Genomic DNA, 13,988 nt, shown 5'->3' with positions numbered 1-13,988 from the left:
CCCGCCGATGACCGGCGTCACACGCGTGTCGGTGCGGTGCGGCACCATGGGAACCGACCGGTCGAGGCCCGACGACGGAAGGTGAGTGCCCATGTGCGGTCGGTATGCGAGCACGGTCACCGATCAGGAACTGCGCTCCCTGTTCGACGTGGTGGAGACGGTGGGCGAGCCGCTGCCCCCGTCGTACAACGTCGCGCCGACGCAGACCGTGCGGGTGGTGCTCGAGCGCGCCCCGAAGGGCGAGCCCGGCGCGGAGGCGGTGCGGCAGCTCCGGTCCGCCCGGTGGGGGCTCGTGCCGTCGTGGGCGAAGGACCCGAAGATCGGCAACCGGATGATCAACGCCCGCTGCGAGACGATCACCGAGAAGCCGTCGTTCAAGGCCGCCGCTTCGCGGCGACGGTGCATCCTGCCGGCCGACGGGTACTTCGAGTGGCAGAAGCGCGAGGACGGCACCAAGATCCCGTACTTCCTGCACGGCGACGGCGTGCTCGCGATGGCGGGACTGTACGAGCTGTGGCCCGATCCGGACCTGCCCGACGACCATCCCGACAAGTGGCTGTGGACCGTCACCGTGCTGACGACGGAGGCCACCGATGCGGCCGGGCAGATCCACGAGCGGTGTCCGCTGGTGCTCCCGTCGTCCTTCCACGACGTGTGGCTCGACCCGGCCCTCACCGACCGCGACGACGTCGACGCGCTGGTCGCCTCGGTACCGGAACCTCACCTGCATCCGTACGAGGTCAGCACCGAGGTCAACAACCCCCGCAACAACCGTCCGGAGCTGCTCGAGCCGGTGTGACGGGGCCGGGTCCCCGGGCGTCCGGGTGGCCGCACCCTCCCGGTCCGGGCAGGATGGGCACGATGCACACTCCTCGATTGGCCTGTCGACGTGCCGGTTCCGGCGAGCCGCTGCTTCTCCTGCACGGGATCGGCGCTACTCGCGACGACTTCGCCGAACTCGTTCCGCGCCTCGCCGAGCACTTCGACGTCCTGGCCGTGGACCTTCCCGGCCACGGATCGTCGCCGATGCTGCCGACCCGTCCCACCGTCGAGTCTCTCGGCGCTGCCGTCGCGGCGGACCTCGACGCCCACGGGCTGGATCGGGTGCACGTCCTGGGCAACTCCCTCGGCGGCCGTCTGGCGTTGGACCTGGCGCGGCGCGGACGCGCCAGGTCGGTGGTGGCGCTGTCCCCGTCCGGTCTCGGGTTGCCGCCGGAGCGGGCGTTCCAGGGACTGCTCATGGCCGTCGCGCGGATCGTCAACAAGGCACGCAGCCCGTTGATCGAGCGGATGTCGGACAGCGCCGTCGGGCGCACTGCGCTCACCGCCGGGCTGCGGGCCCTGCCGTGGCGCACCTCGAAGGCTGAATCCCTGTCCGTGAAGGGGGGTTTCGCGGAATCGGAAGGTTACTGGTCGATGCTGTGGAATGCCGTGCTGGCGGACGTGCCGACGGGTCTCGACCGCATCTCGTGCCCCGTCACCCTCGCGCAGGGCGTGCTCGACGTCGTCGCATCCGCGCAGACGGTGCGGTACGTCCCACTGATTCCCGGGGCGCGGTTCGTGCCGCTGCCGTGGGCCGGGCACGCGCCGCAGTCGGATGCTCCCGTCGCGATCGTCGACCTCGTGCGGCGGACCGCGGCGCAGGCATGATTCCGACGCGGGTTCCTCAGTCGATCCGGACGCCGCCCGTGACGACCCAGATGCCGTCGGCCCCCTCGCGGACGGGCTGGCGTAGCTGAAGCACCACGATGCTGCCGTCCGTCCGGTCGGTCACCTCCACGGTGTGCGGGTCGGCCGTGCGCGCCTCGGTGTCGCTCCAGCCGAACCGGTCCGCCACGAACGCCTGCGCGACCAGGGACGGATCCAGCCGCCACGGCCGGCTGCCCTCGTCGACCGCACGCTGAAGTTCCCCGGCCTCCTCCGGGGTCAGGTTCTCGCCGGGAAAGGACGCGTCGGTCGGTGGAGCGGTGTCCCCGGTCGCTGTGGTCGACGAGGTGTTCGGCACGGGGGTGCTCCCAGCCGTCGTCGCCGTCACCGGTGCCGGTGACGACGCGGGCACGCCGGTGGTCGGCGCCGGGCCCGGCGGGGTGTCGCCGCACGAGGTGACCAGTCCGAGCGAGAGGGCCACTGCAGCAAGAGTTTTCGATGCTCTGAGCCGCACGCTTTCGAACCTCACGCCGTCCTCCTCGCGGTCCCGGTCACGAGGTCCTCACTGGCGGTAGGACTCGACCTCCCCGACCGGCCGCGCCTCCGCCTCGTCCGGGTCGTTGCCGAACTCGGCTTTCGCGCGGCGTTGCCGGAGCAGGTCCCAGCACTGGTCGAGGCGTTCCTCGACGGCGCGCAGGCGCTGCCGGTCCTGATCGCTCATGCCGTCGCCGCTCGACTTCGAACGCAGCGCCTTCTCCTCGTCCACCAGTTCCTCGATGTGCTGGAAGAGGTCGTTCTCGTCCATGGGAAGACTCCCTCGCTGTGGTCGTCTCCCCGGCATATCCGGCCTCCGACCCCGGTAAACCTGCGCGTTTCCGCGTTCGCCGGCTCGGGTACGTCACAGTCATGAGTATCGAAGACGGCCCCGGCGACACCCTCAGCCCCAGCGAGGGCCTCGACTCCGACGAAGTCCGCAACGACGACGGTGACGAGGTCGTGGACCCGCCGGAGGGCTGGAGCGGTGCCGACCGATTCGGCACCACGCAGCGGGAGGAACAGGAGGGCGAGTCGCTGGACCAGCGCCTCGCGGAGGAGGAGCCCGACGTGGCACCCGCGGAGCCGCTCGAACGGCCGGTCGCGGCCATGCCCGACGACCAACTGACCGAGGATGTCGTCGACGAGGTGGTCGACGGGGACGCCGCCGTCGCGGGCGGCGGTGGGAAGCACGCCGAGGTGGTCGAGGGTGTCATCGTCGAGGACTCGCGCGTCGATCGAGGGCAGATCGACGGCAGTCCCGAGGACGGCGACTCCCTCTTCCCGATCGTCGAGTGAGTCGGGCCGTGAGGACGTGCCGAAGCCGACACGGAGGGCGCCGAACCGCCGTTGGGATGTCCGCGGGCGCATTAGCTGTCATGATCATTTGTTATGAGTGACAACTCGGGAGACGCAGGTCGCGGCGGGCTCACCGTCGGCTCGCGGGTGGTGGTGCGCCGCGGCGACGAGAAGGGCCGTGCACCCGGTGTAGTGGTCGAGGACTATGCCAGCGAGGCTGCCCAGGCCGGCGAGCAACTCGGACGGGACTGGGCGCCGGTGCGCCGTTGGGCCGTCGCGCTGGACGACGGCCGGTTGGTCTTCGCCGACGACGACGAGGTGGAGGCGGAGCCGAAGAAGGGCTGACCGCGTCACCGGAGCCGCCTGCCGACCGGGTGGTACACGGCAGTACGGAGCAACGCAGGCCCACCGCGGGGAGGGCGCCGGACCCCGGCGCCCTCCCCGCGCTGTGCAGAGCGTGCGACGGGCGTTTCGGACGCGCAGTCCGCAGCCGAAGACCGACCGGCCTATGCCTAGGTCTGCTAGGTTCATGCCTAGCAGACCTAGGCATAGGAGACCTATGTACATCGAGAAGGACCTCGTGGCCGCGTCGGCGACCCCGCTCGTACTCGGAATCCTCGCCGAGGGCGATTCCTACGGCTACGCCATCCTCAAACGCGTCAAGGACCTGTCCGGCGGACGGATCCAGTGGACCGACGGAATGCTCTACCCCCTGCTGCACCGGCTGGAACGGTCCGGATACGTGTCGGCATCGTGGGGGAGTTCCGACACCGGACGACGACGCAAGCACTACGCGATCACCGACGCGGGACGGAGCGCGCTCGCCGAACGGCGCAGCCAGTGGGACGTGGTCGCGGACGCGCTCGACCAGGTCTGGCGCTGCGCGGAGATGCCCGCGGCCCCCGGGTGGTCGTGATGGACGCCGCGCTGGAGACGCAGATCGGCCGATGGCGAGGTTACGTCGAACGGCGTCGCGTGATCTCCACCGCCGACGCCGACGAGATGGAAGATCATCTGCGGGACCAGATCTCGGATCTGTCCGCCGCGGGACTGGCGGCCGACGAGGCATTCCTGGTCGCGGTCAAGCGCATGGGCAGCGTGGACGACATCTCCCGGGAGTTCGCGCGCGAGCATTCCGATCGGCTCTGGAAGCAACTCGTCCTGACGTCCGTCGCCGCGGACGACAGCGGTCCCCGGCCCAGGCGTGAGTTGCTCGTCGTTCTCGCGCTCGCCGTCGGCGGCGCCGTCGCACTGAAGGCGGGACTGGCGACCCTGGACGAGGGCATCGTCGCGCGCAACCTCGGCCTGCTCGTGCTCCCGTTCCTCGCCGCCTACTTCGCGTGGAAGCGCCGGATGTCGCCCCGCGGCGCCGTGGCGCTGCTGGTGCCGTTCGCGCTGGCGGCGGCCGTGACGAACGGATACCCCTTCGTCCCGAGCGGTTCGACCGAGGTGATCGTCGCGATCCACACCCCGATCGTGTTGTGGTTCGTCGTCGGTCTCGCCTACGTCGGTGGCGAGTGGCGGTCCGACCGGCGCCGGATGGACTTCATCCGGTTCACCGGCGAATGGGTCGTCTATCTCACCCTTCTCGCCCTCGGCGGGGGTGTGCTGGTGGGTCTGACGATCGGCGCGTTCGATGCGCTCGGCACGGATGCCGAGTGGGTCGTCGAGGAGTGGGTGCTGCCGTTCGGCGCGGCGGGCGCGGTCGTCGTCGCCGCCTGGCTGGTCGAGGCGAAGCAGAACGTGGTGGAGAACATCGCGCCCGTCCTCACCCGCGTGTTCACCCCCGTCACGATCGTCATGCTGCTGGTGTTGCTCGCGGCCCTCGCGACGACGGGAAGCGTCGTCGACGTCGACCGGAATCTGTTGATCCTGATGGACCTCATCCTCGTCGTCGTCCTGGGCCTATTGCTGTACGCGGTCTCCGCCCGCGAGCCGCATCTGCCGCCCGACCTGTTCGACCGCCTGCAACTCGTCCTCGTCGTCCTTGCGCTCGTGGTCGACGTGCTCATGCTGACCGCCATGCTCACGCGAATCGCGGAGTTCGGTTTCACTCCGAACAAGGTGGCCGCACTCGGGATGAACCTGGTTCTGCTGGTCGGTCTCACCTGGTCGGCTCGGCTCCTGTTCGGGTTCGTCCGTGGCCGCCGCGGTTTCGGCTCCGTCGAACGCTGGCAGACCCGCTACCTGCCGGTCTTCGGGATCTGGGCGGCGCTGGTGGTGTGCGTGCTCCCACCCCTGTTCGACTTCGCGTGAGCGCGGGCGTTCGACTTCGCGTGAGCGCGGCCGGCCCGGCCGTCGCGGCGTCCCCCTCTTTACAACGGGTCCTCGGCACAGTAATTTGAACGATCGTTCGACCTAATCTGCTGCCTGCCGTTCCGTCGGCCGAAAGGACCTCCGCATGAGCGCACCCGAGGACGTCGTACTCTCCAGCCGCGAAGGCCACGTCACGACGTGGACGATCAACCTGCCCGAGGCGCGCAATCCGATCTCCGGCGACGACGTCGTCGAGCGGCTGGTGCAGCTCGTGGACGAGGCGAACGCGGACTACGAGACCCGCGTGGTGATCCTCACCGGCGCCGGGAGCGCGTTCTCGGCCGGCGGCAACGTCAAGGACATGGCCGACCGTACGGGGATGTTCGGGGGTGCCCCGCATCAGCTGCGGGAGGGCTACCGTCGCGGAATCCAACGGCTGCCCAAGGCGATCTACCACTGCGAGGTGCCGATCATCGCCGCCGTCAACGGTCCCGCGGTCGGCGCCGGCTGCGACCTGGCCATGATGTGCGACATGCGGATCTCCTCGAACACCGCGTTCTTCGCCGAGAGCTTCGTCAAGCTCGGCATCATCCCCGGCGACGGCGGCGCCTGGCTGCTGCCCCGCGCCATCGGTGCGGCGCGGGCCGCGGAGATGGCCTTCACCGGCGACCGCGTCGACGCCGCCACCGCGCTCGAGTGGGGCATGGTCTCCCGGGTCGTCGAACCCGATCAGCTGCTCGCCGCGGCCGGTGAGCTCGCCGCCCGCGTCGCCTCGAACCCGCCGCACGCACTGCGCATGACCAAGAAGCTGATGCGCGAGGGGCAGCGCCAGGATCTCGACAGCATCCTCGAGCTCTCGGCGGCGTTCCAGGCCCTCTCGCACCACACCGCCGACCACGGCGAGGCCCTCTCGGCGTTCCTCGAACGCCGCAGCGGGAACTTCACCGGGAACTGACCGCCGCGCCCTCGCGGGTCGCCGCACGCAACGAAGGGAATACGGCCGTGGAGCGGACGATCTTCAGCCGGGAGCACGACGAATTCCGGTCCATGGTGCGCGATTTCATCGCGCGAGAGGTGCTGCCGCATCGCGAGGAGTGGGACGAGCTGGGCCGGCCCCCGCGCGAGTTCTTCCACCGCCTCGGTGAACTCGGCATCCTCGGCATCCAGGTGCCCGAGGAGTTCGGCGGTGGCGGCGAGGCGAGCTTCAAGTACAACGCCATCGTGTTCGAGGAAGTGGCGCGGGCCGGGGTGTCCTTCGGCTCCTACACCGTGCACTCCTGCCTGATCCTGCCGTACCTGCTCGAATACGGCACCGACGAGCAGCGGAAGCGCTGGTTGCCGGACTTCGCGTCCGGGCGGATGATGACCGCTATCGCGATGACCGAGCCCGGCACCGGCTCAGACCTGGCCAGCATCGCCACCACCGCCACGCTGTCCGCCGACGGCTCGCACTACGTCGTCAACGGCGCGAAGACGTTCATCACCGGCGGCGTCACCGCCGACCTGGTCCTCACCGTGTGCCGCACCGCCCCGTTCGACCCGGAGGACCGTCGCGCCGGACTGTCGATCCTCTGCGTCCCCACCGACGCCCAGGGGTTCTCCGTCGGCCGCAAGCTCGACAAGCTCGGTCTGCACCAGCAGGACACCGCCGAGCTGTCGTACCAGGACGTGAAGGTGCCGGTGGAGAATCTCCTCGGCGAGGAGGGCAAGGCCTTCGGCTATCTCGCCCACAACCTGCCCCAGGAACGTCTGAGCATCGCGTTGAACCAGGTGGGCCAGGCCGCGGCCGCGATCGAGCATGCCCTCGCGTACACCCGGGACCGCACGGTGTTCGGCAAGGCGGTGGCCTCCTTCCAGAACACCAAGTTCGTTCTCGCGGAATGTTCCGCCGAGGTGCAGGCGGCGCGGGTCTTCGCCGACCACTGCCTCGAGCTGCTCGACCGGGGCGAGCTGTCGGTCGCCGACGCCGCCCGGGCGAAGCTGTTCTGCACCGAGGTCGCCGGTCGCGTGATCGACAGGTGCCTGCAGCTGCACGGCGGGTACGGCTACATCACCGAGTATCCGATCGCCCGTCTCTACGCCGACACCCGCGTCAGCCGGATCTACGGCGGCACCAGCGAAGTCATGAAGACGATCATCGCCAAGGACCTCGGCCTGTAACCGTCCCGTCAGGGCAGGTGGAAGGAGCTCGGATGTATCCCGGACGCTACGCGTCGGTCACCCCGGACAAGCCGGCGGCGATCGAGGCCGCCACCGGCCGTGTGGTGAGCTACCGTGAGCTCGAGGACCGTTCGGTGCAGTTCGCACACTGGCTCCGCGCCCACGGCCTCGGCCTCGGGGACCACCTCGCGGTGCTGTCGGTCAACGACGCCACCGCATTCGAACTGTACTGGGCGGCAGTACGTTCCGGAATGTACGTGACGTTCGTCAACACGCATCTCGCCCCCTCCGAGGTCGCCTACATCGTCGACGACTGCGACGCCACCGCCCTCGTGGTCTCCGCGCCGCTCGCCGACCTGGCCGTCGCCGTTGCCGACGACACACCGAAGGTGCGGCACCGCTTGGCATTCGGCGGCGACATACCCGGACACCTCGGATACGAAGCCGAGATCGCCGCGATGAGCACCACCCCGCCGGCCGACCAGCCCGGCGGCACGGACATGCTCTACTCGTCGGGCACGACCGGCCGGCCGAAGGGGATCAAGCCCGCGCTCAGCGGAGTGCAGGTCGGTGAGCAGGCGGCCTCCAACGCGGTCGGGCTGCTGCAGAGTTTCGGCTTCGACGACGGTTGCGTGTACTACTCCCCGGCGCCGATCTACCATGCTGCGCCGCTGCGGTTCGGGGCCGCGGCGCAGGCCCTCGGGGGCACCGCGATCGTCGCGGGCAGGTTCGACGCCGAGACCTGCCTCGCCGACCTCGAGCGCCACCGCGTCACCCACAGTCAGTGGGTGCCCACGCATTTCGTCCGGTTGCTGAAGCTGTCCGAACGAGCCCGCGGCCGCTACGATCTGTCCGCGATGCGGGTGGCCATCCACTCGGCCGCGCCGTGCCCGGTCGAGGTCAAGCGCGCCATGATCGACTGGTGGGGCGAGCGGATCTACGAGTACTACTCGTCCACCGAATCCGTCGGCAGCACCCTCGTCTCGCCGCGGGAGTGGCTCCGCAAACCCGGCACCGTGGGCCGCACCGGTCACGGCCACCCCAGCCGTGCCCACATCTGCGCCGAGGACGGAACGGAGTTGCCGCCCGGGCAGATCGGGTCGATCTACTTCGAACGTCCCGGGTACAGCTTCGAGTACCACAACGATCCGGAGAAGACGGCCGAGTCGCGCCACCCGCTCCACCCCACCTGGGCGACGACCGGGGACATCGGATATCTCGACGAGGACGGCTACCTCTTCCTCACCGACCGGGCCATGTTCACCATCATCTCCGGCGGGGTCAACATCTACCCGCAGGAGATCGAGAACGCACTCGCCTTGCACCCCAAGGTGTTCGACGTCGCAGTGATCGGCGTGCCGGACGCCGAGATGGGCGAATCGGTCCGGGCGGTCGTCCAGCCGGCGGTGGGCGTCGCCGGCGACGAGGCGCTCGCCGCCGAGTTGATCGCCTACTGCCGCGACCGCATCGCCGGGTACAAGTGCCCGCGCAGCGTCGACTTCGTCGACGCGCTGCCCCGGACGCCCACCGGCAAGCTCGTCAAGGGGGCGCTGCGCCCCGTGACCGCCGGAGGTGACCGATGAGCGTCCGGCGGGGAACGTATGCACGACACGGAGACACCGTCGTCCCCTCGGAGCGGCAACGGGTGTTCATCGAGGCGGCCCGTCGCGAGTTCGTCCGCAACGGATACGGGGCCTCGTCGATCCGGACGATCGCCCAGGAAGCCGGCGTCAGCCTGTCCGCGCTGTACTACCACTACAAGAACAAGCAGGACCTGCTGCTGGCCATCCTGATCGACGGCGTCAACGCCTTCGACGCGATGTGCGACGAGGAACTCTCGCGTGTCGGGGACGACCCGGTGGAGCGACTGCGGGCCCTGGTGTTCGCCCTCGTCCGGTTCCGCACCACCTGCCAGGAGCAGAGCCTGATGATCGGCACCGAGGTCCGCAACCTGGAACCGGAGAACGCGGCGGTCTACGAGCAGCGGCGACGTTCCGGAAACGAGTTGCTGGGCAGCATCATCGAGGACGGCGTGAAATCCGGAGCGTTCACCACCCCGTACCCGGAGGATTGCCGTCGCTCGATCCTGGCGATGACGACCTCGATCGCGAACTGGTACGACCCGGACGGTCCGGACACCCCCGCCGACATCGCGGCCCGGTACGGCGACCTGGCCCTGCTGCTGCTGCAACCGCGACCCTGACCCCCTCACGGAAGAAGACGACGATGCGTACATCACTGGTGCCGTCCGCCGGTGCCCCCGACCCGAGCCTCGCCGCGTTGCGAGCCGAGGTGCGCGCCTTCCTGCGCGAGCAGATCGACGCAGGCGTGTTCACCCCCGGCGTGGACACCTGGCTCGCCCGCTGGAACACCGACTTCACCAAGGCCCTCGCCGCCCGCGGCTGGGTCGGCATGACCATCCCCACCGAGTACGGCGGGCACGGCCGCACCTTCATGGAGCGTTTCGTCGTCACCGAGGAACTCCTCGCGGTCGGCGCACCGGTCGCCGCCCAGTGGGTCGCGGACCGGCAGGCGGCGCCGTCGCTGCTCAAGTACGGCACCGAGGAGCAGAAACGGCGGTTCCTGCCCGGCATCGCCCGCGGCGAGATCTGCTGGGCCATCGGCATGAGCGAACCCGAGTCCGGATCCGACCTGGCGAGCGTGAAGACCAGGGCCGTGGAGGTCGACGGCGGCTGGCGCATCACCGGCACCAAGCTGTGGACCTCCGGCGCCCACCACGCCGACGCCTTCTTCGCGCTGGCCCGCTCCGCGCCGCTCGACCCGGCGCACCGGCACGCCGGACTGAGCCAGTTCATCGTCCTGCTGGACTCGCCCGGCGTGGAGATCCGGCCCGTGCTGTCGATGTCCGGTGAGCACCACTTCAACGAGGTCGTCCTCGACGACGTGTTCGTGCCCGACGACCTCGTGCTCGGCACCGTCGGCGACGGCTGGGCGCAGGTCACCTCCGAACTCGGCTACGAGCGCAGCGGCCCGGAACGCTTCATGTCCACGTTCGGGGTGCTCGCCGGGGCGGTGGACGAGGCCGGCGCCGGCCGTCTGCCGGCCGACCCCCGCATCGGCGCGTTCGTCGGCCGGATCTTCGGCCTGCACCACATGTCCCGCGGGGTGTCCGAGGCACTGCAGCGGCACGAGAACGCGGAGGTCGCCGCGTCGGTGGTCAAGGTGCTCGGCACCCAGACCGAGGGCGACATCGCCGACCTCGCCGACGAACTGGCCGACGAGAGCGACACCGCCGGGGAGGGGTTCGCCGAACTGGTCCGAGCCGGCGTCATGCAGCGTCCCGGATTCACCCTCCGAGGCGGCACGAGTGAGATTCTGCGCGGGGTCATCGCGCGGGGATTGGGGATGCGCTGATGAGTAACGCGACTACTGGCAACGACGTCGAGATGCGCGAACTCGCGCAGATGCTCGAACAGCTCTTCGGTGAGCGCCGCGGCGACGATCACCGCCTCGACGGGCCGCTGCGTCTCGACCGCGAACTGTGGTCGACCCTGGCCGAACTCGGTCTCGCCCGGCTCACCGGTCCGGAGGCGGACGGGGGCAGTGAGGCGGGCTGGGCCGAAGCCGCCTACCTGCTCGGCGCCGCGGGCGCCGGTGCCGCGGCGGTGCCGGTTGCCGAGAACGACCTCCTCGCCGGCTGGCTGCTGCAGCTGTCCGGCTGCGAGCGCGCGGTGACCGATCCGGCGGCGGCACGCACCGCCGCCGTGCTGACCGCCGACGGCTCGGCCCGGCACGTGCCGTGGGCCCGCGACGTCGACGCCGTCGTCGTGCTGTGGGAGGCGGACGGCACGTGGCGGGTCGCCGACGTCGCCCGCGCCGACGTCGAGGTCACCGAGGCGGTCGACGTCGCGTCCGAGCCGCGCGACCACATCCGCGTCGACGTCGCCGCGCTCTCCGGTGCCGAGGTGCCGGACGGCACCGCGGAGGAGTTCCTGCGCCGGGGCGCGCTCGCCCGGGCGCTGGCGATGAGCGGCGCGATGGAGCGGGTGCTCGACCTGGTGGTCGGCCACACCACCGCCCGCGTCCAGTTCGGCCGTCCGCTCGCCAAGTTCCAGGCGGTGCAGCACCTGGTGTCGGACATCGCCGCCGAGGGGGCGCTCGCCCGCGCCGCCGCGCAGGCCGCCGTGACGATCGCCGAGGATTCCGGATTCGGCAGCGACGAAGCGGGATTCGCGATCGCCGCCGCGAAGTCCTGTGCGGGGCACGCCGCGTCGGTGGTGGTGCGCAACGCCCACCAGAGTCTCGGCGCGATCGGCTTCACCATGGAGCACGAGCTGCACCGGCACGCGAACCGGCTGCTGTCGTGGCGCCGGGAATTCGGCTCCGTCCGGTTCTGGGACGACAGGCTCACCGCGGCGGCCGTCGAGGCCGGTTCCCGGGGGCTCTGGCCGCTGATCACCGACGGCCGGCCAGAGTAGTCCGTACCGGGACCCCGCTGGACAGGGACCGCCGGTCGGGTATCGACTGTGGGGCGACGGGGCACGGGGTCCCGGACGAACGAGAAGGGGTGCACGTGCAGGACGAAGAGCAGTCCGGACCCGGGCCGGTGAACCTGCGGGACCTCGGTGGGCTGGCGCTGACCGACGGCGGCCGCACCGCCGCCGGTGTGCTGTACCGCGGCGATGCCTGCTACACCGGCGACGTGGTTCGCGGACTCCTCGCCGAGCGGCCCCCCACGACGGTCGTCGACCTGCGCTCCGACGCCGAGCGCGGCCACCGCACCTACACCTGGCCGGACGGCACGCACGTGCACCGGCTGTCGCTGCACGCGGACGCCGCGCCGGGCGGGCGCACCGGCCTCGCCGAACTCTACGGCCGCGTGGTCGACGTGGCCGCACCGCTGTTCGCCGGGCTCGTGCCGGTCGTCGCGCGGGCCGCGGGCCCGGTCCTCGTGCACTGCACCGCCGGCAAGGACCGCACCGGCCTCGCCGTCGCCGTCCTGCTGCTCGCGGCGGGGGTGGAACCGCAGGCCGTCGTCGACGACTACGTGGCCACCGACACGAACATGCCCCGTCTGTACCGTCGCTGGGAGGCCGTCGGTCTGCGCGTGGGCGGCTCGTCCCCGGGTGGTGGCCGGGCGGTACCGTCGGAACTGTTCCGCGCGCCCGCCGAGGCGATCACTCCGATCGTGGAACGCCTCGTCGCGCATCCCGGCGGGCCGGAGGCGTGGCTGATCGACCACGGCGCGCCGGAGGACGATGTGCGACGGTGGCGCTGCCGTGCCCGGGGAGAGGCCGCGACGGCATACGAAGACAGGAAGGCACACACGCGATGAGCGAGCACAGCGAGCCGAGAAGCGAGGCATCGACGGGCCTGCCGCTGGCGGGCATCACCGTCGTCAGCCTCGAGCAGGCGGTCGCCGCCCCCATCGCGACCCGCCACCTCGCCGATCTCGGCGCCCGCGTCATCAAGATCGAACGCATCGGGGAGGGCGACTTCGCCCGCAACTACGACGCCGCCGTCCACGGGCTGGCGTCGCACTTCGTGTGGCTCAACCGCGGCAAGGAGTCGATCTGCATCGACCTCAAGGCCGCCGAGGGCCTCGCCACGGTGCGTCGCCTCGTCGACGACGCCGACGTGGTGCTCCAGAACTTCGCGCCCGGCGCGGCGGCGCGGCTCGGGCTCGGCGCCGACGAGCTGCGGCGCGCGCGGCCCGAGCTGATCGTGGTGAACATGACCGGTTACGGCACCGAGGGCCCGCTGCGCGAGCGCAAGGCCTACGACATGCTGGTCCAGGCCGAGACCGGGCTGTGCTCGATCACCGGCACCCCGGAGACCGCCACGAAGACCGGCATCCCGACCTCCGACATCGCCGCCGGCATGTACGCGCTCACGTCGATCCAGGCGGCGCTGTTCCGGCGCGAGCGCACCGGAGCGGGTGCGACGATCGACGTGTCGATGTTCGATGCGACCGTCGAGTGGCTCGGCCACCCGATGTACCTGCAGATGTATCAGGACACGCAGGTCCAGCGGATGGGTCTGAGCCACGCGTCGATCGCGCCCTACGACGCGTACCCGACCGTCGACGGGAAGATCCTCATCGGCGTGCAGAACGACCGCGGCTGGCGGGCGCTGGTCACCGAGGTGTTCGGCCGCCCGGATCTCGCCGGGCACCCGAAGTTCGCGACGAACATCCTGCGGGTGCAGCACCGCGCCGAGACCGACGCGGTCGTCGCCGAGCACACGCGCCGCTTCGAGACCGCCGAACTCGACAAACGGCTCGCCGCCGCGGGGGTACCCGCCGCCCGGCTGAACGAGATGAAGGATCTGATCGAGCACCCGCAGCTCGAGGAACGGAACCGCTGGCGGGAGGTGGGCACCGAGGCGGGCCCGGTGCGGGCCGTGCTGCCGCCCATGACGTTCTCCGACGTGGAGATGCGCATGGGGGCGGTCCCGGCGCTGGGCCAGCACACCGACGCGGTGCTCACCGATCTCGGCCTCACCGACGAGCAGATCGCCGGGCTGCGTGCCGCCGGCATCGTGCAATAGCCGGTAGCCGACCCGGCACGGTCATCGACCCGGCGCAGTGATCCACCGGCGCAGTGATCCACAGGTGCAGTACTCGAACCCGA

The 13,988-nt window shown here is 70.6% G+C and carries 16 protein-coding genes; 14 read left to right on the top strand and 2 right to left on the bottom strand.

Annotation, left to right across the window (positions count from 1 at the left end):
* The first annotated feature begins 91 nt into the window (after positions 1-91).
* Positions 92-799, top strand: coding sequence for an SOS response-associated peptidase (locus tag LZP97_RS17065; RefSeq protein ID WP_010593595.1), 708 nt, complete (start codon positions 92-94; stop codon positions 797-799).
* Between the two features lie 77 nt (positions 800-876).
* The gene (locus LZP97_RS17060; RefSeq protein ID WP_010593594.1) at positions 877-1,650 is read left to right on the top strand and encodes an alpha/beta fold hydrolase; all 774 of its coding nucleotides are present in this window, start codon (positions 877-879) and stop codon (positions 1,648-1,650) included.
* 16 nt (positions 1,651-1,666) lie between these two features.
* Here LZP97_RS17060 and LZP97_RS17055 read toward each other — a convergent pair whose 3' ends face one another.
* Both LZP97_RS17055 and LZP97_RS17050 read right to left on the bottom strand, forming a co-directional pair.
* On the bottom strand, positions 1,667-2,176 hold the full coding sequence (locus LZP97_RS17055) for an acyl transferase (RefSeq protein ID WP_228287118.1): 510 nt from the start codon (positions 2,174-2,176) through the stop codon (positions 1,667-1,669).
* A gap of 33 nt (positions 2,177-2,209) precedes the next feature.
* The gene (locus tag LZP97_RS17050; protein ID WP_010593592.1) at positions 2,210-2,452 is read right to left on the bottom strand and encodes a DUF2630 family protein; all 243 of its coding nucleotides are present in this window, start codon (positions 2,450-2,452) and stop codon (positions 2,210-2,212) included.
* Positions 2,453-2,553: 101 nt separating this feature from the next.
* Here LZP97_RS17050 and LZP97_RS17045 point away from each other — a divergent pair, with 101 nt between their 5' ends.
* The 12 genes from LZP97_RS17045 (at position 2,554) to LZP97_RS16990 (ending at position 13,905) form a co-directional block, all read left to right on the top strand.
* Entirely contained in the window at positions 2,554-2,979 is a 426-nt protein-coding gene (locus tag LZP97_RS17045) for a hypothetical protein (RefSeq protein WP_048773742.1), read from the top strand.
* Between the two features lie 93 nt (positions 2,980-3,072).
* The gene (locus tag LZP97_RS17040; protein ID WP_010593590.1) at positions 3,073-3,324 is read left to right on the top strand and encodes a hypothetical protein; all 252 of its coding nucleotides are present in this window, start codon (positions 3,073-3,075) and stop codon (positions 3,322-3,324) included.
* A gap of 214 nt (positions 3,325-3,538) precedes the next feature.
* Entirely contained in the window at positions 3,539-3,895 is a 357-nt protein-coding gene (locus tag LZP97_RS17035; protein ID WP_010593589.1) for a PadR family transcriptional regulator, read from the top strand.
* Positions 3,895-5,235 (top strand): permease prefix domain 1-containing protein, encoded by a 1,341-nt coding sequence (locus tag LZP97_RS17030; protein ID WP_048773776.1) that lies wholly within the window; start codon positions 3,895-3,897, stop codon positions 5,233-5,235. The genes LZP97_RS17035 and LZP97_RS17030 overlap by 1 nt, the downstream gene beginning before the upstream one ends.
* Positions 5,236-5,380: 145 nt before the next feature.
* Complete coding sequence (locus LZP97_RS17025) at positions 5,381-6,190, top strand: crotonase/enoyl-CoA hydratase family protein (protein WP_048773743.1); 810 nt, start codon at positions 5,381-5,383, stop codon at positions 6,188-6,190.
* 47 nt (positions 6,191-6,237) lie between these two features.
* Complete coding sequence (locus LZP97_RS17020) at positions 6,238-7,395, top strand: acyl-CoA dehydrogenase family protein (RefSeq protein WP_048773744.1); 1,158 nt, start codon at positions 6,238-6,240, stop codon at positions 7,393-7,395.
* 32 nt (positions 7,396-7,427) lie between these two features.
* Positions 7,428-8,978: an acyl-CoA synthetase gene (locus tag LZP97_RS17015; protein WP_048773751.1), complete on the top strand. Its 1,551-nt coding sequence runs from the start codon at positions 7,428-7,430 to the stop codon at positions 8,976-8,978.
* Entirely contained in the window at positions 8,975-9,598 is a 624-nt protein-coding gene (locus tag LZP97_RS17010) for a TetR/AcrR family transcriptional regulator (protein ID WP_048773753.1), read from the top strand. The genes LZP97_RS17015 and LZP97_RS17010 overlap by 4 nt, the downstream gene beginning before the upstream one ends.
* A gap of 23 nt (positions 9,599-9,621) precedes the next feature.
* Positions 9,622-10,770, top strand: coding sequence for an acyl-CoA dehydrogenase family protein (locus LZP97_RS17005; RefSeq protein ID WP_026138049.1), 1,149 nt, complete (start codon positions 9,622-9,624; stop codon positions 10,768-10,770).
* The gene (locus tag LZP97_RS17000) at positions 10,770-11,834 is read left to right on the top strand and encodes an acyl-CoA dehydrogenase (protein ID WP_026138048.1); all 1,065 of its coding nucleotides are present in this window, start codon (positions 10,770-10,772) and stop codon (positions 11,832-11,834) included. The genes LZP97_RS17005 and LZP97_RS17000 overlap by 1 nt, the downstream gene beginning before the upstream one ends.
* An 89-nt stretch (positions 11,835-11,923) precedes the next feature.
* Positions 11,924-12,691, top strand: coding sequence for a tyrosine-protein phosphatase (locus LZP97_RS16995; protein ID WP_048773755.1), 768 nt, complete (start codon positions 11,924-11,926; stop codon positions 12,689-12,691).
* Entirely contained in the window at positions 12,688-13,905 is a 1,218-nt protein-coding gene (locus LZP97_RS16990; RefSeq protein ID WP_048773756.1) for a CaiB/BaiF CoA transferase family protein, read from the top strand. The genes LZP97_RS16995 and LZP97_RS16990 overlap by 4 nt, the downstream gene beginning before the upstream one ends.
* Positions 13,906-13,988 lie beyond the last annotated feature (83 nt).

This window comes from Rhodococcus sp. DMF-1 (assembly GCF_021441945.1).
GTDB lineage: Bacteria > Actinomycetota > Actinomycetes > Mycobacteriales > Mycobacteriaceae > Rhodococcus > Rhodococcus ruber.
The sequence above is the reverse complement of the archived record's forward strand: the minus strand, read 5'-3'. Positions and strand labels throughout refer to the sequence as shown.